Source organism: Micromonospora sp. SD12, from assembly GCF_052068495.1.
Taxonomy (GTDB): Bacteria; Actinomycetota; Actinomycetes; order Mycobacteriales; family Micromonosporaceae; genus Micromonospora; species Micromonospora echinofusca.
Genome location: NZ_JBQHDF010000001.1, coordinates 217833 through 236746 on the forward strand (window position 1 = coordinate 217833; position 18914 = coordinate 236746).

Here is an 18914-nt window from a genome sequence, read left to right on the forward strand (position 1 = left end):
CCCGGCGAACCCGGTCACGACCATCCCCGCGCGACCAGGACGCAGGCGTCGTCGCGGCGCGTGCCGGCGTCCCGCAGCAGCGTCGCGGCCACCACCAGGGGCGACCGGTCGACGAGACCGGGATAGTCGGCGAGCTGCCAGCGGTCGACCACCCCGTCACTGTGCATGACCAGCAGGGCGTCGGCCTCGAAGGGGTAGTCGTACTCCCGGATCGGGGGGCGCTGGTGCCCGGCGATGCCGGGCAGCGAGACCAGGCCCCGCCGCCTGCCGTCCGCGCCGATGACGGCGGCGGAGATGTTGCCCAGCCCCGAGTAGCGCAGCACCCCGGCCGACGGATCCGGCTCGGCCACGGCCAGCGCGGCGCCCCGGGTGTGCGACATCGAGCGGTGCAGGTGCGCGACGACCGCCGCCGGCGCCCCCGCCGGCGCCTTGCGGAACGCGTCGAGCGCGGCGTCGGTGGCGGCGGAGGCCAGCGGTCCGTGTCCCAGGCCGTCGCAGACCAGCACCTGGCGACGGCCCTCGACGATCCGCCACGCGTACCCGTCGCCGCTGACCGATTCCCCGGCCAGCGGCCGGCTGAGCGCGCCGACCCAGGGCCACCGCTCGTGCCCGCCGGGGCGGTTCGGCCAGATCTGCACGGCGAGCACCGTGCCGCGCTCCGGCCGGGAGTAGCCGTCGAACCAGGTGGCCTGCCGGACGATCGCGCCGAGGCCGATGCCGAGCGTCCCGGCGGTGGAGTGCCCGTCCTGCGAGGAGGCGGTGAGGTCGGCCATCCCGGGCCCGGCGTCGACGGCGATCAGCTCCACGCCGGCCTCCCCGTCGCGCCGCACCGGCCGCAGCAGCAGGACACCGTCGTCGGCGTGCTTGACCAGGTTGCTGGTCAGCTCGGCGGCGACGATGGCCAGGTCGGCGGTGCGGGCGGCGCCCAGGTCGAGCTGGGCGGCGAGCCGTTCGGCGGCCCGCCGCACCGTGCTGGCCGCGCTGCCGCTCTCGACCCGGAACCAGATTCCGCGGTCGGGGACCGCGTCGTCGTTCACCGGGACCACTTGGTGACCGTGATCCGGGTTCCCTCACCGACGGCGGTCTGGATGTCGAACTCGTCGACGAGCCGGCGTGCGCCGCTGAGCCCGAGGCCGAGCCCGCCGCCGGTGGTGTAGCCGTCGGTCAGCGCCAGGTCGAGGTCGGCGATGCCCGGGCCGGAGTCGGCGAAGACGATCCGCACTCCCCGCCGCCGGCCGTTGTCCACCGTGGCCACCTCGACCGTGCCGCCGCCGCCGTACACCAGGGTGTTGCGGGCCAGCTCGCTCGCCGCGGTGACGACCTTGGTCTGGTCGACCAGCGAGAGCTTGACGGCCACCGACACCGTACGCACCAGCTGTCGGACGCGTACCACGTCCTCGTCGCTGCGGATCGCCTGCGCCTGCGGCTGGCCCAGGTCGACTCCGGCGGTCATGACAACGCCGTCGTCTCGGCGTCCGGTTCGTCGTCGAACGCGAGCTCGCGCTCGTCGGCGTGGGCCGCCGCGATCAACTCCATGCCCCGCTCGACGTTGAGCGCCGTCCGGATGCCGTTGAGCGACAGGCCCAGCTCGACCAGGGTGATGGCGACGGCGGGACGCATGCCGACCACGACCGTCTCCGCGTCGAGCACCTTGGAGATCGAGGCGATGGTCGACAGCATCCGCCCGACGAAGGAGTCGACGATGTCCAGGGCGGTGATGTCGATGATCACGCCGTGGCAGCCGGTGGCGACGATCCGCTCCGCGAGGTCCTCCTGGAGCTGGACCGCCGTCTGGTCGGACATGTCGACCTGGATGGAGACCAGCAGGATGTCGCCGATCTTGAGGATCGGCACCCGTTCCATCAGGCCTCCCGGCGCTGGCGGCGGCCGGTCTCGACCCCGGTGAGCCGGAGCACGTGCCGCAACGCGTCGGCGAGGCTGGCCTTGGTGGCGATGTCGCCGAACTCGATGCCCAGCGCCACGATGGTCTGCGCGATCTGCGGCCGGATGCCGGAGATGATGCAGTCGGCGCCCATCAGCCGGGCGGCCACCACGGTCTTGAGGATGTGCTGGGCGACCTGGGTGTCCACCGCCGGTACGCCGGTGATGTCGATGATCGCGTAGGGCGAGCCGGTGTCGACCAGGGTCTGGAGCAGCCGCTCCATCACCACCTGGGCCCGGGCCGAGTCGAGGGTGCCGACCAGCGGCACGGCGACCACGCCCTCCCAGAGCTTCACCACCGGGGTGGACAGCTCCAGCAACTGCTCCGCCTGGTCGGCGATGAGGCTCTCGCGGGTGCGCACGAAGCTCTCGAAGGTGAACAGGCCCATCTGGTCGATCAGCCCGGAGAAGGCGACGTAGTCGCGCAGCCTCTCGGCGCCGCCCTCGGCCTCCAGCAGCTCCAGCAGCACCTCCTTCAGCGCGAACACGCTGATCGCGGTCTCGGAGGCGGAGAAGCCCTGCCGGGCGCGCCCCCGGGACAGCTCGGAGAGCACGGCGCGCAGCTCCGTGGCCTGCTCGGAGTCAAGGTCGACGGCACCCTGCTCACTCGCAGTGATCATGCTAGAGTGCAGCTCCTGCACCTGCCGGCGCAGCTCGCCCTGGCTGAGCCGCCCGCGCAGGGACGCGGCGACGATCTCCGTCCAGCGCTGCGTGACCCGCTCGGCGTGACCGGTCAGCAGACCGGCCAGCCGGTTGCCTTCCTCCGTGCTCAACGCCATGGTGAACCCCCTTCGACCTCGACGGCGGACTCTATCACCGGAGGCCGGAGCGCTAGTTGCCGCAGGGCAAACGAATGAGCACGGCCACCGGATACCGCCTCCCGTTCTGCGTACCACCCCGATGGTGGGATACCGTTTCCCCGATAACAGGAGGTCTGGCGAATGTCCTTGACGGTGCACACGGAACAGCGCGGCGACGTGGTCGTCGTCTCGGTCGCGGGCGAGCTGGACATGGCGACCGCACCGCAGTTGCAGGACCAGATCACCGACCTGCTCGACAAGGGTCGCAGCCGACTCGTCTTCGACCTGGCGAACGTCTCGTTCTGCGACTCCACGGGGCTGTCGGTGTTCGTCCGCGCCAAGAACAGCTGCGACGAGGCCGGCGGCGTGGTGCGGCTGGCCGCCCCGCAGCGGGGCGTGCTGCGCATCCTCGAGGTGAGCGGCCTCGTCGAGGTGCTGCACACCTACCCCACGGTCGAGCAGGCCGTGGCCGGCGACCCGACGCCCGCCACCTCCTGACGGTTTCCCCTCACGCCTCGTCCTCGATGTGTCGGGGACGGGCGATCACCATGCCCGCGCCGGTCTGCACGGCGAGTGCCACCAGCAGGAACCCGATCGGGACGGTCCACCCGCCGGTGGTCCCGTAGAGGATGCCCACGAGCAGCGGCCCCAGCGCGGCGATGAGGTAACCGACGCTCTGGCTGAACGCGGAGAGCGCCACCGTCCCCTCGGCGGTGCGCGCGCGCAGCCCGATGGTGGCCAGGATCATCGGGAAGGCGCTCTGCCCGATCGCGAGCAGCACCACCCAGAGCAACGCCCCGTCGTGCGGCGCGACGGCCATCCCGACGTAGGCCAGGGCCATCGCGGCGGAGAGCGTCAGCACCAGCGGGTGCAGGGTGCGCAGCCGCCCGGCCAGGGTGGGCATCAGCAGCGCGATCGGCACGCCCAGGGCGGTCACGCCGGCGAGCAGCAGGCCCGCGTCCTGCGGGCGGTAGCCGGCGTCGCGGAAGAGCTGGGCCAGCCAGCCCATGATCGCGTAGGCGCCGAGCGACTGCGTCCCGAAGTAGACCGCCATCGCCCAGCCGAGCCGGGTCCGCCCGGGCCGGATCCGCCCGGGGCGGGGCGCCGCCGCCGTCGGGGTCGCCGCCCGTCGGGCCGCGCGCGCCCGCAGCGCCAGGGGCACCCACGGGAGTACGGCCACCAGGGCCAGCCCAGCCCAGACGGCGAGCCCGGCCCGCCAGGTGCCGAAGAGGTGCGCCACGGGCACCGCCGCCGCGGCCGCCACCGTCGCGCCCACCGTCAACGTCATCGAGTACGCCCCGGTGACCAGCCCGATGCGGTGCGGGAAGTACTGCTTCACCAGGAGCGGGAGCAGGACGTTCGCCACCGCGATCCCGGCCAGCGCCAGGGCGCTGCCGGCGATGAAGACCAGCGCGGAGTCCGTACCGACCCGGACGAGCTGCCCGGCGGCGAGGATCAGCATCGCCACCACCAGCACCCGGGCCGGGGAGTTCCGGCGGACCAGCCGGGGGGTGAGCGACCCGAAGACGGCGAAGGCCACCGCGGGCAGGGTGGTCACGACCCCGGCCAGCGCCCCGGAGAGGGCCAGGCCGCCGCGTACCTCGTCGAGCAGGGCGCCGAGGCTGGTGATGGCGGCCCGCAGGTTGAGCGCCACGAGCAGCATGCCGACGAGCACGAGCAGCCCACCGGCGACCGGTCCGGCCGGGGCGGGGGTGGCGGCAGGAGCCGTCGCATCCGCCGGCGCGGGCACGTCGTCCGGCCCGGCGATCGTCTCCCGCGCGGAACGCGGCGCGGTTCCGGCGTCGACGGCGGCGGTGGTTGGCGGGGTCATGCGTCTGAACCTACAATCATGGGATGAATTCCTGGCGGGTGTTGTAACCAGTGCCACCGTCGGTTGATTCCGCCGCCCCGCCACCCCGGGGGCACCGGGTGCGGCAGACCATCGCGCAGCTCAGGGAGCGGATCCTCGGCGGCGAGTGGCCGCTGGGCGGGCGGATCCCCACCGAGCCGCAACTCGTCGCGGCGCTCGGCGTGGGGCGCAACACGGTCCGCGAGGCGGTGCGGGCGCTGGTGCACGCCGGGGTGCTGGAGTGCCGGCAGGGCTCCGGGACGTACGTGGTGTCGACCGACGAACTGGCCCCCGCGGTGGCCCGCCGGCTCACCGCCGACCGGATGGCCGAAGTGGTCGAGGTGCGCCGCGCCTTCGAGGTGGAGGCCGCCCGGCTCGCCGCGCTGAGGCGTACGGCCGAGGACCTGGCGGCCCTGGACGGCGCGCTCGCCACCCGTGAGGCGGCCTGGCGCGACGGCCGGTTCGACGAGTTCGTGGCGGCCGACGCGGCACTGCACACCGCCGTGGTCGCGGCGGCGCACAACGGCATGCTCGCCGAGCTGTACGCCTCGGTCGGCACCGCGCTGCACAGCACGATCGCCCAGTCGATGGGCGGCGCGCTGGAGCCGGAGCGCTACGCCGACCACTCCCGGCTGGTCGAGGCGATCCGGGCCGGCGACCCGGACCGGGCGGCGATCGAGGCCGGCGCTTTTCTGGAGCCCACGCCCGGGGCATAGGTTGTGCCGGACGGAAGACCGGACACCTCGGGAGTACGGATGCTCAAGGGCTTCAAAGACTTCATCATGCGCGGAAACGTCGTCGACCTGGCGGTCGGTGTCGTCATCGGCGCCGCGTTCACGGGCGTGGTCACCCAGCTCACCAAGTCGTTCCTGGAACCGCTGGTCCGGGTGCTCATCGCGCTGCTCACCGGCAGCAAGAACGGCCTCACCGGGTCCACGCCGACGTTCCGCGAGATTCCGTTCGACTGGGTGGCCTTCGTCAACGCGCTGATCACCTTCCTGCTCACCGCGGCGGCGCTCTACTTCCTCGTGGTGTTCCCGATGAACAAGCTGGCCGAGCGGCGCAAGCGGGGCGAGGAGCCGCCGCCGAAGGCCCCGAGCGAGGAGGTCAGGCTGCTCACCGAGATCCGCGACGCCCTGGTCGCCGCCGGCCACACCACCCCCGGGCAGCAGCGCGGCGCGCTCGACGACGTCCTCGGCCGCCGGGAGGAACCGCCCACCCCGCGCTGAACCCGGCGCACGCACATCGGCCCCTGCGGGAATCCCGCGGGGGCCGCACATTTTCGTACGCCTGTTCGATAGAGTCCCGCCATGGAGCAGCGGAAGCACTGGTGGAACGGGAAATGGGGCCGGCTGGCCCGGCGCGACGTCTTCCTCCGGGTGGACGGCGACCGGTGGCACGTCGAGCAGCGCGCCGGCGGCTCCGAGGGCGTCTCCCGTTTCTACGAGCACGGCACCGCCGACGAGGCCGAGGAGACCGTCCGGGCGCTGCTCCAGGGCACCGACACCTGGCGCGAACTCTCCCCCCGCCCGCCGAGCGCCTGGTCCCCGGAGGTGTGACCGGTACGCCACCACGAGATCTTGGACAGTTGCCGTTCGGCCCGAGCGACAACTGTCCAAGATCTCGACGATGGTTTAGCCGGAGCGGGGTCCGGGAACCGCGCCAGGATGGAGCAGCAGGACACCGAGCGACAGGCGACAGTTTCCCGGGTCACCACGGGCATGCGGGTGGTCGACGTCGACGGCACCGAGGTCGGCACCGTCGACCTGGTCCAGCGGGGCGACCCGAACGCGGTGACCGTGCAGGCGCCGACCGCCGACCCGGGCAGCAGCCTGGACGAGCTGATCGAGTCGACGGCCGTCGAGGAGCCGGACGTGCCGGCCGACCTGGCGGCCCGGCTGCTACACAGCGGCTACCTGAAGGTCTCCACCGACCTGGTCCGCACCGGCGCGGTCTACGTGCTCGCCGAGCAGATCGCCGCCGTCACCGACGACCAGGTACGCCTCGACGTCCCGGCCCGCGACCTGCCGCCCGAGGAGTGAACGACGCGAGGAACGGCCCTGGCCGGCGGCGCACCGGCCACCGCCGCTGATCTGGCATCCCGCCGAGCTTCGGCCTGACGCAACCCGACGGTCGTCCGGACCCGTCGAGCTTGCGGAGGAGGGAGCCCCGATGGCGGATGCCGAGCGTGAGTTCGTGGAGTACGTCTCCGCGCGACTGCCGAGACTGCACCGGACCGCGTTCCTGATGTGCGGCGACGCCCACTTGGCCGACGACGTGGTGCAGCAGACGATCACGGCGCTGTACGTGAACTGGCGCCGCGCCAGCCGGGCCGACAACGTCGACGCGTACGTGCACCGGATGCTGGTCCACAAGCTCGTTGACGAGAAGCGGTTGAGCTGGGCGAAGGTCCGGCTGCTGGGATGGATGCCGGAGCCGGAGCGCCCCTCGGTCACGCCGCACGACGACCTGGCCGAGCGGGACAGCCTGCTCGCCGCGCTCGCCCGCCTTCCTCGCGGCCAGCGCACCGTGCTGGTCCTGCGGTTCCTGTGTGACCTGTCGCTGGCCGACACGGCCGCCGCGATGGGCTGCTCCGAAGGCAACGTGAAATCGCAGACGGCGCGGGCGCTGGTGGCGGTCCGCCAGGTGCTCGACGTCACCGAGATGTCCGGGAGGAATTCGAGATGACCGCGTTGGACGACCAGCGGTTGGCCGCACTGCTGCAAGCGGCGCCGGTTCCCGAGCCTCGGGTCGACGTGGGCCGCGCGGTCCGGGACGGCCGGCGCCGCCGTCAGCGCCGCCGCGTCGGCGGGATCGCCGCGGTGACGGTGATGGCCGGGCTCGGCGTCGTGGGCGCCGTCCAGCTCGGCGGGGCCGCCAGCCGGCCGGCTCCGGCCACGCCGGCCCTCGCGGCGTCACCGGCCGGGACCGCGTCGGCCGCCCCGGTCCCGCCGGTCACCTGCGAGGCGTCGTGGTTGCCGCAGCCGATCGACGGTCCGGTCGCGGTGGCGAACCACGTCGACCCCACCGGGCGGTACATCGTCGGCGATATCGGCACCGGGCAGGAGGACGGGCGGGTCGTGCTGTGGACCGACGGCCGGGCAGCCGTCCTGCCGGCTGGCGCGCGGCACGCGGCCGCAGTCAACGCCGGCGGCGTCGTGGTCGGCACCAACGGCGACGGCACCGGATGGGTCCACCGGGATGGAAAGCTACGCTTCCTGGCCACCCCACCCGGCTACCACGCGGTCCTCGTGCACGCGGTCAACGGCCGGGGCGACATCGTCGGCACCGCCAGGGGAGCCGGCGACTCGCACCACGCCGTGCTGTGGTCGGCGGACCGCCCGCAGGAGTACCGGCTGATCGGCCGGCCGGGATCCGCAGCGACCGGGATCACCGAGGACGGCACGGTCGTCGGCGTGATGGGCCAACTGCCCTACCGGTGGACGCCGCAGGGCGTCGGGGCGGCGCTGGCGGTGCCCGACGGCTACCCGCGTGCAACGGTCGAGTCGGCGCACGGCGCATGGGCGATCGGCATCGTTCCCGGCGCCAAGCAGGGCGGTGCCGTGCAGATGCTGCCGGTACGTTGGAATCTCACGACGGGGGCGGTGAGCCTCCTGCCGTTCCCGGGGACGAGCGGCATCGCCGGCAACGGCGACCTGCTGGTCGGCGGCAGTGAGCCGCAGGTCGTCGCCCCGGACGGCACGTCCCGCCGGTTGCCGGGCCGGCCCGATGTCCGGGCGACCGAGGCGGGCACGTACACGGCCAACGGGATCAGCGACGACGGTCTGACCGTGGTGGGTGCCGTCTTCGAGAACCAGGTGTACCGGCCGCTGGTGTGGCACTGCCACCGCTGAAGGTCGCACGCAGGTCCGTGCCGCTGACGGCGGGCACCCGGAGGGGTCGTTCCGCCGACTCGGCCGCACCCGGCCCGGGCCCGCCCGGCGCAGCCGCAGCCGGCCCGGCCGGCTCGGTCACGGGTCCGGATGGCGATTCCGGCGCGGTTGGCCCGTCGGAGCGCCGGCGGAAGAGCAGGAGCATCACCCCGCCCGCGACCAGGCCCCAGAACGCGCCGCCCACGCCGAGCAGGGCCACCCCGGAGGCGGTCACCACGAAGGTGACCACCGCGGCCTCGCGGGCCGCCGGCTCCGCCAGCGCCGAGGTGAGCGCGGTGGCCAACGCGCCGAGCAGCGCCAGCCCGGCGACCGCCTCGATCAGCACCGGCGGGGCGAGCGCCACCAGCGCGGTCGCCGCACCGGCGCCCAGCCCCAGCAGGGCCAGCCCGATCCCGGCGGTGACCGAGGCGATCCAGCGACGGTCGGGGTCCGGATGGGCGTCCGGGCCGGCGGCCAGGGCGGCGGTGATCGCGGCGAGGTTGACCGCGTGCCCACCGGCGGGCGCGGCGACCACGGTGGTCAGCCCCGTGGCGCGCAGCGCGGCGCCGAAGGGTGGGCGGTAGCCGTAGCCGACCAGCACCGCCATTCCCGGTACGTTCTGCGCGGCCATGGTGACCAGGAAGAGCGGCAACGCGAGGCCGACCATCGCGGAGACGTTCCAGGCCGGGGCGGTCAGCTCGACCGCGGGGAGCAGCCGGGCGCCACCGAACCCGGAGACCGAGGTGGTCAGCGCGATCGCCGCCACCGCGACGACCAGCGCGCCGGGCACCGCCCACCGCCGGGCGAACCGGTGCAGCAGCAGCCAGGCCAGCACCACGGGGACGGCCAGCCGGGGCACCTCGACCAGCGCGCGGACGGGGGCGGTGCACAGCGGCAGCAGGACCCCGGCGAGCATCGCGCCGGCGATCGGCCGGGGGATAGCCGCGACGGCCCGCCCTAGGGCGGGGAACAGCCCGGCGGCCACGATCAGCGCGCCCGAGACGAGGAACGCCCCGACGGCGACGGGCCACCCGCCGGGCATCGCACCGGTGGCGACCAGCAGCGCCGCGCCCGGGGTCGACCAGGCCACGCTCATCGGGATCCGGTGCCGCAGGCCCAGCCACACGGCGGAGAGCCCGGAGGCCACGCACACCGCCAGCAGCCCGGAGGCGGCCTGCGCGTCCGAGGCGCCGACGGCCCGCAGGCCGGCCAGCACCACCGTGAACGAGCTGGCGAACCCGACCAGCGCGGTCACCACGCCCGCCAGCACCGGTTGCGACAGTCCCGCCATCCCACTCCCCCGACCGTTCCGTTTACGGAACAACAACCTGTAGCACCATAGCGGGGTGCCGCAGACGTCACCAGTCCACCGATCGGCCCCCGATCCGGGAGCCGAGGCCGTCGGTCGCCGGGTACGCGCCCTGCGCGAGGAGCGCGGGATGTCGCTGTCCGCCCTCGCCCGGCTCGCCGGGGTGGGCAAGGCGACCCTCTCCGGCCTGGAGAACGGCACCCGCAACCCGACCCTGGAGACGCTCTACGCGATCACCGCGCAGCTCGGCGTACCGCTGACGGCCGTGCTCTCCGGCCCGGCGGCCGGGCCGGTCGTACGCGGCGCTGCCGTCAGCGCCATCCTGCTGGAGGTCTTCGAGGACAGCGACGCCACCTACGAGCTGTACCGGATGCTGGTCTCGCCCGGCCCCGAGCAGCTCTCCCCCGCACACCAGCGGGGCGTCACCGAGCACGTCACCGTCTTCTCGGGCGTGCTACGCGCCGGCCCGGTCGACGCGCCGCTGACCGCCGCCGCCGGCGGGCACCTGCGCTGGACCTCGGACGTGCCGCACGTGTACGCCGCCGTCGGCGACGAGGAGGTCGCCGCCAGCCTCCTGCTCCGCTACCCCCGCCGCTGAGCATCCGCCGGCGATGCGGGCCGCGCCGGCCCGGTCGGGCGTGCGCTCAGCCGTCGACCGGCGTCGGCACCGGCAGCCGCCGCTGCACGGCCCAGATCGCCGCCTCGGTACGCGACGCGGACCCGGTCTTGCGCAGCAGGTTGGACACGTGCACGGTGACGGTCCGCACCGAGATGCCGAGGGCCCGCGCCACCTGCTTGTTGGACATCCCGGCGACCAGGCAGCCCAGCACCTCGATCTCCCGCCCGGTCAGCTCGGCGTCGACCGGGTCGGCGGGTCGCTGCGGCGCCACCCTCGGCGCTCGCGGGGCGGGCGGCGGCCGGAGCAGGGCCTCGGGTCCCCGGCCGGCGTGCGCGGCGAGCAGCTCGGTGAGCGCGTACGGATTGCCGCCGGTGCGCTGCCAGACGGCGCGTACCAGCCGGCCGGACGGGCGCGGGTCCGCGTACACCTGGGTCAGCACCTCGGCGACCTCGGCCGGCAGCAGCGGTCCGAGGTGTTGGCGGACGGCGCCCCGGACGCCGCAGAGCCGGGCCAGGGCGCGGACCGCGAGGTCCGGCGCGACGGCGTCCTCGGCGGGCCGGCTCGCCACCACCAGCAGCGCCGGCAGGTCGGCGGCGGTCGCCAGCTCGCCCACGAGGTTCAGGCTGGCCGGGTCGAGGGCGTGCAGGTCCTCCACCACCAGTACGGCGGGGCCGGCGCCGACGAGCAGCCGGACGACCCGCACCGCGAGCCGGAGCAGGGTGCCCGGCGCGTAGCGCTCGCGCGGCGCGGTGGGCTGCTGGGCGAGCCAGGCCAGCGCGTCGGGCGGCAGGTCGAGCCGGCTCGTGTCGCGGCCCGTGAGGACGGCGGCCAGCCAGTCGTACGGGGCGGGGCTGTGCACGCGGGCGGCGCCGGAGAGCACCACCGCCGGTCGGGGGGTGAACGCGTCCAGGGCGGCCGCGACCAGCAGGGACTTGCCCACCCCGGCCTCGCCGGTGAGCACCGCGACGGCCGGCGCGGAGCGCCGGGAATCGACCACGGTGGACCACGCCCGGTCGAGCTCGACCAGCTCACCGGCGCGCCCGACCATGGACACCGGCATCATTCCCCAACCCTACGCAGTAGTGCGTAGAGACGGCGGGAGGGTGTTCTTGGCAAGCTTGACCCCATGACGCTGATCCTCCGCTCGGCCATCATCAACGACATCGGCCTGGTCCGCACCAACAACGAGGACTCCGCCCTCGCCGGTGACCGCCTCGTCGCGGTCGCGGACGGCATGGGCGGCCTGCCCGCGGGCGAGGTGGCGAGCGAGATCGTCATCCGCATCCTGGACGAGCTGAGCCCGCCCACCACCCCCGACGAGGCGGCCGGAGCCCTGCGGGCCGTGGTGAGCACCGCGAACCGGCGCATCCACGCCGCCATCACGGTCGACCCGGCGCGCGACGGCATGGGTACGACGCTGACCGCCGCCCTGCTCGCCGGGGACGCGCTGGTGCTGGCCCAGGTGGGCGACTCGCGCTGCTACCTGCTGCGCGACGGGGAGCTGACCCAGCTCACCCGGGACGACACCTTCGTCCAGGCGCTGGTCGACCAGGGGGCGCTCTCGCCCGAGCAGGCACGGCACCACCCGCAGCGGTCCCTGGTGACCCGGGCGGTGCAGGGCTCGGACACGCCCCCGGCGATCGGGGTGCTCACGGTGGTGGCCGGCGACCGGCTGCTGCTGTGCAGCGACGGGCTCTCCGACTACGTCGAGGACGGCACGATCGCCGCCGCGCTGAGCACGTACGGCGACCGGCACCAGTGCGGCGAGCAGCTCGTCAAGCTCGCCCACCAGGCCGGCGCGCCGGACAACGTGACCGTCGTGGTCTCGGACGTCGTCGCCGTCTGAGCACGTCCCGGCTCCCGTCGCGGTCAGCCGCCGGCAGCTAGGTAGTTGTGCCAGCTAGGTAGTACCGCTATGTTCCTCGGGTGGATTCCGACCGGCGCGGGCAGTGGCTGCGCGGGGTGCTCGACCTCTGCGTCCTGGCCCTGCTGCGCGAGGGCGAGTCCTACGGCTACCAGCTCGCCCAGGCTCTGGAGGCCGCCGGCATCGGGCCGATCCAGGGCGGCACGCTCTATCCGGTGCTGCTGCGCCTGCAACGCACCGGTCTGGTCACCGCCGACTGGCGGGAGGGCGCGTCCGGTCCGGCCCGCAAGTACTACCGGCTCACCGACAGCGGGCGGGCGACCCTGCGCCAGGGCGGCAGCGCCTGGCTCGCGTTCGTCGCCCCGGTGACCGGCCTCGTCACGAAGGGGGTCGACGGATGAACGCCGACGAGTGGCTGCGGGCGTTCGCGGCCGAGTTGGACCGGCGCCGGGTCCGGGCGGACGCCGCCCGGCACGTGGTCGCCGAGGCCGCCGCGCACCTGCGCGACGGCGGGGGCGACCCGTGGGCCGTCTTCGGCCGGCCGCAGGACTACGCCGCCGCGATCGTCGAGACCATCGGCACCTCGCCCGCTGCGCGCCCCGGACCGGTCCGGCTGCACGCGCGGGGCATCACCAAGCGGTACGGGCGACACACCGTCCTGCGCGACGCGTCCCTGACCGTCCGGGCCGGTCAGATCGCCGCCGTGATCGGGGCGAACGGCTGCGGCAAGAGCACCTTCCTGCGCGTCTGCGCCGGGCTGGTCTCCCCCGACGCCGGGGACGTGACCGTCTCCGGCCGGGTCGGCTACTGCCCCCAGCAGGGCGGCACCGCCGACTTCCTGCTGCCCGACGAGCACTTCGTGCTGATCGGCGCCGGCCGGGGCGTGGCCCGGGGGCCGGCCCGCCGTGCCGGTCGGGCGGCGGCCCGCCACCTCGGCTGGGAGGCCGACGGCGACGTCCTCGCCCGCAACCTCTCCGGCGGCACCCGGCAGAAGCTGAACCTGACCATGTCCACCCTCAGCGAGCCGGACGTGCTGCTGCTCGACGAGCCCTACCAGGGCTTCGACCGGGGCACGTACGTCAACTTCTGGGACCAGCTCGCCCGGCTGCGCGACGAGGGACGGGCGATCGTCGTGGTGACCCACCTGCTCAACCAACTCGACCGGGTCGACCTGGTGCTCGACCTGACCCCGGCCACCCAGGGAGGGCGTGCGTGAACCGGCTCGTCACCGTCGCCGAGATGACCCTGCGGGAGCTGCTGCGCCGTCGGGGCGTGCTCCTGCTGCTGCTGTTGATGCCGCTGGCGTTCTGGCTGATCCGGCGGGACTCGCACGTCGGGCAGTCCGTACGCTCGCTGCTGCTCGGCATCAGCTGGGCCGTCAGCACCGCCGCCCTCTTCGCCACCGGCGCGGCCCGCGAGCTGGAGCCCCGGCTGCGGCTGGCCGGCTACCGCCCGCACGACCTCTACCTCGGCCGGATGCTCGGCCTGTGGGCGACCGGGCTCATCCTGTCCGTGCCGTTCTTCGTGCTCACCGTCGTCGACGCGCCCGAGCTGCGGCACGGCGGGGTGGCGGTGGCGATGCTCTGCTGCGTGGGGGTGGCCGCGCCCTTCGGGATGCTGATCGGCGCGCTGCTCCCCCGCGAGCTGGAGGGGACGCTGCTGCTGCTCACCGTGGTGGCGGTGCAGATGCTGATCGACCCGGCCGGCACCGGCGCGAAGCTGACCCCGTTCTGGTCCAGCCGGGAGATCGCCACCTGGGCCGTGGACCACACCGACTCCGGCTACCTGGCGCGGGGGTCGCTGCACGGGCTGGCCGTCACCGCGCTGCTGATCGGCACCGTGGCGGCCGTGTTCAGCGTCCGGCTGCGCCGCCGCCGGCACCTTCGACACCTGCCGATCGGCTGACCGTCCGCCGGTCCGGTCACCGGCGATTGCGGTTGCGGCGACCGCCGGGTCGGGATGGGATGGGCGGATGACCGTCCGCCGGGTGAACGCCGAAGAAAGACTGTCCACCAGCTTCGCGCTCGGCGCGTACGCCTTCGAGGCGTCGCCGCGCAGCGCGGCCCGGGCGGAGGAGTTCCGCGGCTACCTGCCCTACAACGAGGGCAACCGGACGCTGGTCGTCGAGGAGGGCGGCGTCACGCTGGCCGCCGCCTCGGCGATCCCGATGCGGCAGAACGTGCGCGGCGAGGTGCTGCCGATGGCCGGCGTCGCCGGGGTCGCCACCCATCCGCTGGCCCGCCGGCGCGGGCACGTACGCACCCTGCTGCACCGGCTCCTCGACGAGATGCGCGACGAGGGGCACCAGCTCAGCGCGCTCTACCCGTTCCGGCCGTCGTTCTACGCCCGGTTCGGCTACGTGGGGCTGCCGAAGCCGCGTACGGTCACGTTCTCGCCGGCCGACCTGGGCGAGCTGCTCGGCGCCGACCTGCCCGGCGAGGTCGGCTGGCAGCGCATCGGCGAGGGCTACCAGGACTGGCGCCGGTTCACCGAGCGGTGCCTGAACGAGCGGCACGGCTTCGCGATCTTCCCCAGCTACCGCGACGTGGGGTTGCGCGACCGCGACGAGCACTGGCTGTTGACGGCCCGCACGGGCGGCACGGTCACCGGTGCCGTGATCTACCGCATCGACGACCACGGCGGCACGCTCGCCGCCGGTGACCTGCTCGCCGCCGACCCGGTCGCCCGGGCGCTGCTGTTGCAGTTCTTCGGCCGGCACGTCGACCAGGTGGAGCGGGTCACGGTCCAGGTGCCCGTCGACGAGGTGCCGGAGCTGTGGCTGACCGACCTGGCCGTGCACGTCGAGGCGCAGGTGGCCCGGCCGGGTTCCTCCGCGCCGATGGCCCGGCTGCTGTCGGTCGACGCGCTGGCCGGGCTGCCCGTCGGGCCGGGCCGGGTGCGGGTGGAGCTGACCGGCGACCGGTGGCTGGCCGGGTCGTACCTGCTGGACGGCACCACCGGCACGCTGGAGCTGGTCACCGGCTCCGCCGCCACGGCCGGCTCGCCGCCAACCAGCACGCTGACCGCCGCCGGCATCTCCGCCCTGGCGTACGGGGTGCTGGACCCGGTCGAGGTGGGTCTGCGCGGGCTGGGCGACGTGTCGCCGGAGGCGGCCGCCGAGTTGCGCCGCCTCTTCCCCCGCGAGCACCCGTACGTCTTCGCCGACTTCTGACCCCGTTCCCTCCCGCCCTCCGCCTTGTCGATCAAGAGGTTTGCGTCCTCCGGGGCGTCGATTCGAGGCGCAACCCTCTTGATCGACCCGAATGGTGACGCGGGCCGGCGGGGGCGTGTCAGTAGGGGTTGCCGTGGCCGGCGGGGCGGCCACGCAGCAGGGCGGTGGGGCGGCCAGGGAGGTCGCCGGCCGCCGACATCGGCGGGCCGGCGGCGTGCGCGCCGTCGGCCATGCCGGCGAAGAGTTCCTTCAGTGCGCTGAGCGCGTCGTGGTGCGGGTGCCAGCCCAGCTCCGTCTCGGCGCGCTCGCTCGACATCAGCGGCGCGTGCAGCGCCAGCTCAACCCAACCGGCGTCGATCGGTTGCAGCCGCGCCCGCCAGGTCAGCGCGGCGGCGGCGCGCAGCACCGGGGCGGCGACGGGCACCGTCCAACCGTGGAAGTGCCGGGCCACCAGCTCCGGCGTCAGCACCGGGTCCGCGGCGACGTTGAACGCGCCGCGCGCGTCACCCAGGACCGCGCGGGCGTACGCGTCGGCGACGTCGTCGGTGTGCACCGCCTGCATCCGCAGCCGCCGGTTCGTCGGCACCAGCGGGATCCGGCCGAAGCGCAGCAGCCGGACGGGCGCGAACGGGCCGAGGAAGTAGCGGGTGATCTCGGTGGCCGCCGCCCGCTGGAAGTTCAGGCCGGGCCGCAGCCGCACCACCCGCAGGTCCGGGTGCTCCCGCTCCGCCCGGTCGAGCAGCGCCTCCACCTCGGCCTTGTCCCGGCTGTACGACGAGCCGGGCACCCCGGTCGCCGGCCAGCGCTCGGAGACCGGGTGGTCCTTCGGGCCGGACGCGTAGACGCCGACGGACGACGCGTACACCAGGGCCGGCACGCCGGCGCGGACCACGGCGTCGATCACGGCCGCGCTGCCGCCCACGTTGGTGCGGTGCAGTACGCGCTGGTCGTGGCTGGGCTGAATCTGCCAGGCCAGGTGCACCACCGCGTCGGCCCCGGCGAAGACCTCGGCGAGCTGGTCGGCGGCGCCGGGCAGGCCGACGTCGCAGGAGTGCCACTCCACCTGGTCGTACGGCTCACCGCACTCCGGCCCGGGCAGCCGGCGGGCCACCCCGGCGAGATCCACTCCGCGTTCCCGCCGCAGCCGGCGCAACAGGGCGGTGCCCGCGTTGCCGGTCGCCCCCACCACCACGATCCGCATGTCCGCCCCGTACCCGGTCAGCCCCGAGTCAATCGCCGATCACGACCACTGTCAGGAGTAGGGCGATCGGCCCGCTTCCAGGGGCCGGGCGAGTGGCGCCCGTCAGGGGCGGGGCGAGTGGCGGACCCAGTTCTTCTGCCCGCCCCGGCGACCCTGCGAGGCGGCGAGGCAGCGCGGGCAGATCCGGCCGACCGGGTCCGTCTCGGTGAGCACGTCCGTCGAGGTGTACTCGAACCGCACGTGCGGGAAGCGGCGCAGCCGGGTCCGGCTCAGGGGAAGCCCGCACACGGTCTGGTTCTGCCCCGGCAGCCAGGCGTGCACCTCGCCGGCCGGCCCCCGTACGCCGTCCGGGCCCGTCTCCTCGCTCGACGCCGCCACGGCCGGAGTGCTGCTCATCCTCATGCGGACACGGTTCCCCGCCGTCGACCGCCCATGCCTGCCGCCTCTCGGCCGCGCCGTCGGCCGGGTGCTCCGCGGCCCGCGGGCTGCCGTGGCGGCGGGCCGGCTCGGCGCGGCGTAGCTCAGCCCCGTTCGGCCAGCAGTGCGGCGATCAGGCAGCCGAACGCGGCCACCGAGGAGATCGTGCGGACGAGGTTCCCGCGCACCCAGGCCGCCTCGAACCAGGCCCGCACCTCGCCCAGGTCGGCGATCCGGTCCACCGGGCCGGCGGCCTCCAGCCGGTCGTTGAGCGGCACGTTGAGGCGGATGGTGACGCCGAAGGTGACCAGATAGCAGGCCAGCGCGGCGACGGTCCAGAGCAGGACCGGCCCGCCCCGGGTGAAATGCGTGGCGACGGCTGCGGCGAGCAGCGGCAGCGCGCCGAGGAAGGCGCTCAGGAACCAGCCGTTGAGGATCTTCCGATTGATCGACTGCATGGTGCCGACCAGCGTCCGGTCGTCGGTGGCGGCCAGCCCCGGCATGACCGCGCAGGTGAACGCGAAGAACAGCCCCGCCACCAGCCCGGTGGTCAGCGTCGCCCCGGCCAGGGCTGCGATGCGGATCGTCTCGGTCATCGGTGGTCCTCCCCCGTCGTCGTCCCACCAGTCAACCGGACGCTGTCCCGCCCGCCCATGGCAGAGCCGCTCAACATCTGCGCGACGCCCCGGGCCTGCCTCGTCCCGTACGCCCGGATACGCCCGCCCACGACGGGCGGGCGTATCCGGCGGCGGTTGCCCGCGCTCGGCCGGCCCTCACCCGGCGACACCCACGTCACGTCGGTCGGGGGTGTCCAGCCGCGAACTGATCGTCGTGAAACCCCCGCCGTCCCGGGCGGCGGCGGCGATGGCCGTGAGCACCTCCAGGACGTGGAGCCCCCGTGTCGCCGCGGCCAGCGCAGGCTGCCCCGTCAGGATGGCCCTGGCCATCTCGACCAGGCCCATCCCCATGAATCCGTCGGAGTCGCGTGGGCCGGGGAGCACCTCGACGAAGTCGGTGCTGCCCGCTCCCCTGAGCAGCACGGGGCCGCCCCACGAGTTGGCCTGCGCCGCGACGATCGTGCCCTCGGTGCCGTGGATCTCGAGGTGCGGCGTACGCGTCGCCACGACGTCGAAGCTGGTCACCAGCATGCCCATGGCCCCGCTGGCGAACTCCAGGACGCTGTTGACGTGGGTGGGTGTCTGCACGCTGAAGGTCGACCCCGCGCGGGGTCCGGCCAACACGACGCGCTCGGTACGCGCAGTCGCGCCCAGCGCCCCCACCCGGACGATGGAACCCATGAGTTCGGTCAGGACCGTGAGGTAGTACGGACCGATGTCGAACAGGGGTCCGGCGCCCTCCTGGTAGAGGAACTCCGGCTCGGGGTGGAACCGTTCCGGCCCGGCGTTCATCATGGCGGCGTTCACCGAGGTCGGGGTGCCGATCGCGCCTTCGGCGAGCAGCGCCGCGCAGGTCTGCGCCCCGACTCCCAGGAAGGTGTCCGGAGCGGTGCCGACCTGCAACGACCGCGCCCGGGCGGCCTCGACGATGCGGTGACCGTCGGCCATGGTGGTCGCGAGGGGTTTCTCCGTGTAGACGTGCTTGCCGTGCTCCAGGGCGCGCAGGGTCAACTCGGCGTGCGCCCTGGGTGGGGTCAGGTTGAGGACCAGGTCGATCTCCGGATGGGCCAACAGGTCGTCGACCGGGTGCACCTCCGGCACCGCGTGGGCGGCGCCGAGCGCCCGTGCGCGCGCCGGGTCGGCGTCGGCGCAGGCGACGACGGTGACCGCCGGTTCCCCGGCGAGGTTGGCCAGATAGCGGGAACTGACGTTTCCGCACCCCACGACCCCCACCCGCACGGTTCCTCCGATGG

24 protein-coding genes are annotated in these 18914 nt (G+C 74.3%); 13 read left to right on the forward strand and 11 right to left on the reverse strand.

Translation table 11 applies throughout. The features are described 5' to 3' along the window. Window positions 1–14: 14 nt before the first annotated feature. Genes ACTMS2_RS00995 through ACTMS2_RS01010 form a run of 4 tightly spaced genes read right to left on the reverse strand, consistent with a single transcriptional unit; the run spans window position 15 to window position 2720 of the window. Window positions 15–1037 (reverse strand): SpoIIE family protein phosphatase, encoded by a 1023-nt coding sequence (locus tag ACTMS2_RS00995; RefSeq protein WP_441174070.1) that lies wholly within the window; start codon window positions 1035–1037, stop codon window positions 15–17. Next, window positions 1034–1453: an ATP-binding protein gene (locus tag ACTMS2_RS01000; protein ID WP_089002490.1), complete on the reverse strand. Its 420-nt coding sequence runs from the start codon at window positions 1451–1453 to the stop codon at window positions 1034–1036. Before ACTMS2_RS01000 ends, ACTMS2_RS00995 begins: the two co-directional genes overlap by 4 nt. Then, a complete protein-coding gene (locus tag ACTMS2_RS01005) occupies window positions 1450–1863 on the reverse strand; it encodes an STAS domain-containing protein (protein ID WP_357576874.1) in 414 nt (137 codons plus the stop codon). Before ACTMS2_RS01005 ends, ACTMS2_RS01000 begins: the two co-directional genes overlap by 4 nt. After that, a complete protein-coding gene (locus ACTMS2_RS01010; protein ID WP_441173618.1) occupies window positions 1863–2720 on the reverse strand; it encodes an STAS domain-containing protein in 858 nt (285 codons plus the stop codon). Before ACTMS2_RS01010 ends, ACTMS2_RS01005 begins: the two co-directional genes overlap by 1 nt. 162 nt (window positions 2721–2882) lie before the next feature. Here ACTMS2_RS01010 and ACTMS2_RS01015 point away from each other — a divergent pair, with 162 nt between their 5' ends. Further along, on the forward strand, window positions 2883–3239 hold the full coding sequence (locus ACTMS2_RS01015) for an STAS domain-containing protein (RefSeq protein WP_089002493.1): 357 nt from the start codon (window positions 2883–2885) through the stop codon (window positions 3237–3239). A gap of 10 nt (window positions 3240–3249) precedes the next feature. Here ACTMS2_RS01015 and ACTMS2_RS01020 read toward each other — a convergent pair whose 3' ends face one another. Continuing rightward, window positions 3250–4404: an MFS transporter gene (locus ACTMS2_RS01020; RefSeq protein WP_441174071.1), complete on the reverse strand. Its 1155-nt coding sequence runs from the start codon at window positions 4402–4404 to the stop codon at window positions 3250–3252. Between the two features lie 218 nt (window positions 4405–4622). On the opposite strand from ACTMS2_RS01020, the gene ACTMS2_RS01025 reads away from it, so the two are divergent. From ACTMS2_RS01025 to ACTMS2_RS01050, 6 genes are all read left to right on the forward strand, one after another. Then, the gene (locus tag ACTMS2_RS01025; protein WP_441173619.1) at window positions 4623–5306 is read left to right on the forward strand and encodes a FadR/GntR family transcriptional regulator; all 684 of its coding nucleotides are present in this window, start codon (window positions 4623–4625) and stop codon (window positions 5304–5306) included. A gap of 39 nt (window positions 5307–5345) precedes the next feature. Next, the gene (mscL, locus tag ACTMS2_RS01030) at window positions 5346–5819 is read left to right on the forward strand and encodes a large conductance mechanosensitive channel protein MscL (RefSeq protein ID WP_357716862.1); all 474 of its coding nucleotides are present in this window, start codon (window positions 5346–5348) and stop codon (window positions 5817–5819) included. A gap of 81 nt (window positions 5820–5900) precedes the next feature. After that, window positions 5901–6149, forward strand: a complete 249-nt coding sequence (locus tag ACTMS2_RS01035) for a hypothetical protein (RefSeq protein ID WP_441173621.1) — start codon at window positions 5901–5903, stop codon at window positions 6147–6149. A gap of 108 nt (window positions 6150–6257) precedes the next feature. Beyond that, window positions 6258–6632, forward strand: coding sequence for a hypothetical protein (locus tag ACTMS2_RS01040; RefSeq protein ID WP_441173622.1), 375 nt, complete (start codon window positions 6258–6260; stop codon window positions 6630–6632). Between the two features lie 130 nt (window positions 6633–6762). Beyond that, window positions 6763–7278 carry a SigE family RNA polymerase sigma factor gene (locus ACTMS2_RS01045; protein WP_441173624.1) on the forward strand — a complete coding sequence of 172 codons (516 nt, stop codon included), beginning with the start codon at window positions 6763–6765 and terminating at the stop codon, window positions 7276–7278. Next, the gene (locus ACTMS2_RS01050; protein WP_441173625.1) at window positions 7275–8444 is read left to right on the forward strand and encodes a hypothetical protein; all 1170 of its coding nucleotides are present in this window, start codon (window positions 7275–7277) and stop codon (window positions 8442–8444) included. Before ACTMS2_RS01045 ends, ACTMS2_RS01050 begins: the two co-directional genes overlap by 4 nt. Here the strand turns inward: ACTMS2_RS01050 and ACTMS2_RS01055 are convergent. Further along, complete coding sequence (locus ACTMS2_RS01055; RefSeq protein WP_441173627.1) at window positions 8362–9753, reverse strand: benzoate/H(+) symporter BenE family transporter; 1392 nt, start codon at window positions 9751–9753, stop codon at window positions 8362–8364. The genes ACTMS2_RS01050 and ACTMS2_RS01055 overlap by 83 nt on opposite strands. 148 nt (window positions 9754–9901) lie before the next feature. On the opposite strand from ACTMS2_RS01055, the gene ACTMS2_RS01060 reads away from it, so the two are divergent. Then, window positions 9902–10369: a helix-turn-helix domain-containing protein gene (locus tag ACTMS2_RS01060; protein WP_441173628.1), complete on the forward strand. Its 468-nt coding sequence runs from the start codon at window positions 9902–9904 to the stop codon at window positions 10367–10369. A gap of 46 nt (window positions 10370–10415) precedes the next feature. On the opposite strand, the gene ACTMS2_RS01065 is transcribed toward ACTMS2_RS01060, so the two are convergent. Continuing rightward, window positions 10416–11453: a LuxR C-terminal-related transcriptional regulator gene (locus ACTMS2_RS01065; protein ID WP_441173629.1), complete on the reverse strand. Its 1038-nt coding sequence runs from the start codon at window positions 11451–11453 to the stop codon at window positions 10416–10418. 63 nt (window positions 11454–11516) lie between these two features. Here ACTMS2_RS01065 and ACTMS2_RS01070 point away from each other — a divergent pair, with 63 nt between their 5' ends. The 5 genes from ACTMS2_RS01070 to ACTMS2_RS01090 all read left to right on the forward strand — a co-directional run bounded on the left by ACTMS2_RS01070 (window position 11517) and on the right by ACTMS2_RS01090 (window position 15426). Continuing rightward, entirely contained in the window at window positions 11517–12236 is a 720-nt protein-coding gene (locus ACTMS2_RS01070) for a PP2C family protein-serine/threonine phosphatase (RefSeq protein ID WP_441173631.1), read from the forward strand. An 80-nt stretch (window positions 12237–12316) separates the two neighbouring features. Then, entirely contained in the window at window positions 12317–12655 is a 339-nt protein-coding gene (locus ACTMS2_RS01075; RefSeq protein ID WP_101413693.1) for a PadR family transcriptional regulator, read from the forward strand. Then, a complete protein-coding gene (locus ACTMS2_RS01080) occupies window positions 12652–13470 on the forward strand; it encodes an ATP-binding cassette domain-containing protein (protein WP_441173632.1) in 819 nt (272 codons plus the stop codon). Before ACTMS2_RS01075 ends, ACTMS2_RS01080 begins: the two co-directional genes overlap by 4 nt. Then, window positions 13467–14159 (forward strand): hypothetical protein, encoded by a 693-nt coding sequence (locus ACTMS2_RS01085; protein WP_441173633.1) that lies wholly within the window; start codon window positions 13467–13469, stop codon window positions 14157–14159. Before ACTMS2_RS01080 ends, ACTMS2_RS01085 begins: the two co-directional genes overlap by 4 nt. Before the next feature lie 82 nt (window positions 14160–14241). Then, window positions 14242–15426, forward strand: a complete 1185-nt coding sequence (locus ACTMS2_RS01090; RefSeq protein ID WP_441173634.1) for a GNAT family N-acetyltransferase — start codon at window positions 14242–14244, stop codon at window positions 15424–15426. Window positions 15427–15544: 118 nt separating this feature from the next. On the opposite strand, the gene ACTMS2_RS01095 is transcribed toward ACTMS2_RS01090, so the two are convergent. The 4 genes from ACTMS2_RS01095 to ACTMS2_RS01110 all read right to left on the reverse strand — a co-directional run bounded on the left by ACTMS2_RS01095 (window position 15545) and on the right by ACTMS2_RS01110 (window position 18894). Continuing rightward, the gene (locus ACTMS2_RS01095; protein WP_441173635.1) at window positions 15545–16627 is read right to left on the reverse strand and encodes an NAD-dependent epimerase/dehydratase family protein; all 1083 of its coding nucleotides are present in this window, start codon (window positions 16625–16627) and stop codon (window positions 15545–15547) included. 102 nt (window positions 16628–16729) lie between these two features. Continuing rightward, window positions 16730–17029: a hypothetical protein gene (locus ACTMS2_RS01100; RefSeq protein WP_441173636.1), complete on the reverse strand. Its 300-nt coding sequence runs from the start codon at window positions 17027–17029 to the stop codon at window positions 16730–16732. 119 nt (window positions 17030–17148) lie between these two features. After that, window positions 17149–17640, reverse strand: coding sequence for an anthrone oxygenase family protein (locus tag ACTMS2_RS01105; RefSeq protein WP_441173637.1), 492 nt, complete (start codon window positions 17638–17640; stop codon window positions 17149–17151). 177 nt (window positions 17641–17817) lie between these two features. Further along, entirely contained in the window at window positions 17818–18894 is a 1077-nt protein-coding gene (locus ACTMS2_RS01110; RefSeq protein WP_441173638.1) for a Gfo/Idh/MocA family protein, read from the reverse strand. Between the last annotated feature and the right edge of the window lie 20 nt (window positions 18895–18914).

What these genes read in the sequence shown, in the direction of transcription:
- ACTMS2_RS01080 (WP_441173632.1), top strand. Translation starts at nt 12,652, where the DNA reads ATGAACGCCGACGAGTGGCTGCGGGCGTTCGCGGCCGAGTTGGACCGG.
- mscL (WP_357716862.1), top strand. Translation starts at nt 5,346, where the DNA reads ATGCTCAAGGGCTTCAAAGACTTCATCATGCGCGGAAACGTCGTCGAC.
- ACTMS2_RS01105 (WP_441173637.1), bottom strand. Translation starts at nt 17,640, where the DNA reads ATGACCGAGACGATCCGCATCGCAGCCCTGGCCGGGGCGACGCTGACC.
- ACTMS2_RS01095 (WP_441173635.1), bottom strand. Translation starts at nt 16,627, where the DNA reads ATGCGGATCGTGGTGGTGGGGGCGACCGGCAACGCGGGCACCGCCCTG.
- ACTMS2_RS01040 (WP_441173622.1), top strand. Translation starts at nt 6,258, where the DNA reads ATGGAGCAGCAGGACACCGAGCGACAGGCGACAGTTTCCCGGGTCACC.
- ACTMS2_RS01010 (WP_441173618.1), bottom strand. Translation starts at nt 2,720, where the DNA reads ATGGCGTTGAGCACGGAGGAAGGCAACCGGCTGGCCGGTCTGCTGACC.
- ACTMS2_RS01100 (WP_441173636.1), bottom strand. Translation starts at nt 17,029, where the DNA reads ATGAGGATGAGCAGCACTCCGGCCGTGGCGGCGTCGAGCGAGGAGACG.
- ACTMS2_RS01005 (WP_357576874.1), bottom strand. Translation starts at nt 1,863, where the DNA reads ATGGAACGGGTGCCGATCCTCAAGATCGGCGACATCCTGCTGGTCTCC.
- ACTMS2_RS01035 (WP_441173621.1), top strand. Translation starts at nt 5,901, where the DNA reads ATGGAGCAGCGGAAGCACTGGTGGAACGGGAAATGGGGCCGGCTGGCC.
- ACTMS2_RS01015 (WP_089002493.1), top strand. Translation starts at nt 2,883, where the DNA reads ATGTCCTTGACGGTGCACACGGAACAGCGCGGCGACGTGGTCGTCGTC.
- ACTMS2_RS01065 (WP_441173629.1), bottom strand. Translation starts at nt 11,453, where the DNA reads ATGATGCCGGTGTCCATGGTCGGGCGCGCCGGTGAGCTGGTCGAGCTC.
- ACTMS2_RS01070 (WP_441173631.1), top strand. Translation starts at nt 11,517, where the DNA reads ATGACGCTGATCCTCCGCTCGGCCATCATCAACGACATCGGCCTGGTC.
- ACTMS2_RS01060 (WP_441173628.1), top strand. Translation starts at nt 9,902, where the DNA reads ATGTCGCTGTCCGCCCTCGCCCGGCTCGCCGGGGTGGGCAAGGCGACC.
- ACTMS2_RS01050 (WP_441173625.1), top strand. Translation starts at nt 7,275, where the DNA reads ATGACCGCGTTGGACGACCAGCGGTTGGCCGCACTGCTGCAAGCGGCG.
- ACTMS2_RS01055 (WP_441173627.1), bottom strand. Translation starts at nt 9,753, where the DNA reads ATGGCGGGACTGTCGCAACCGGTGCTGGCGGGCGTGGTGACCGCGCTG.
- ACTMS2_RS01000 (WP_089002490.1), bottom strand. Translation starts at nt 1,453, where the DNA reads ATGACCGCCGGAGTCGACCTGGGCCAGCCGCAGGCGCAGGCGATCCGC.
- ACTMS2_RS01045 (WP_441173624.1), top strand. Translation starts at nt 6,763, where the DNA reads ATGGCGGATGCCGAGCGTGAGTTCGTGGAGTACGTCTCCGCGCGACTG.
- ACTMS2_RS01020 (WP_441174071.1), bottom strand. Translation starts at nt 4,404, where the DNA reads ATGCTGCTCGTGGCGCTCAACCTGCGGGCCGCCATCACCAGCCTCGGC.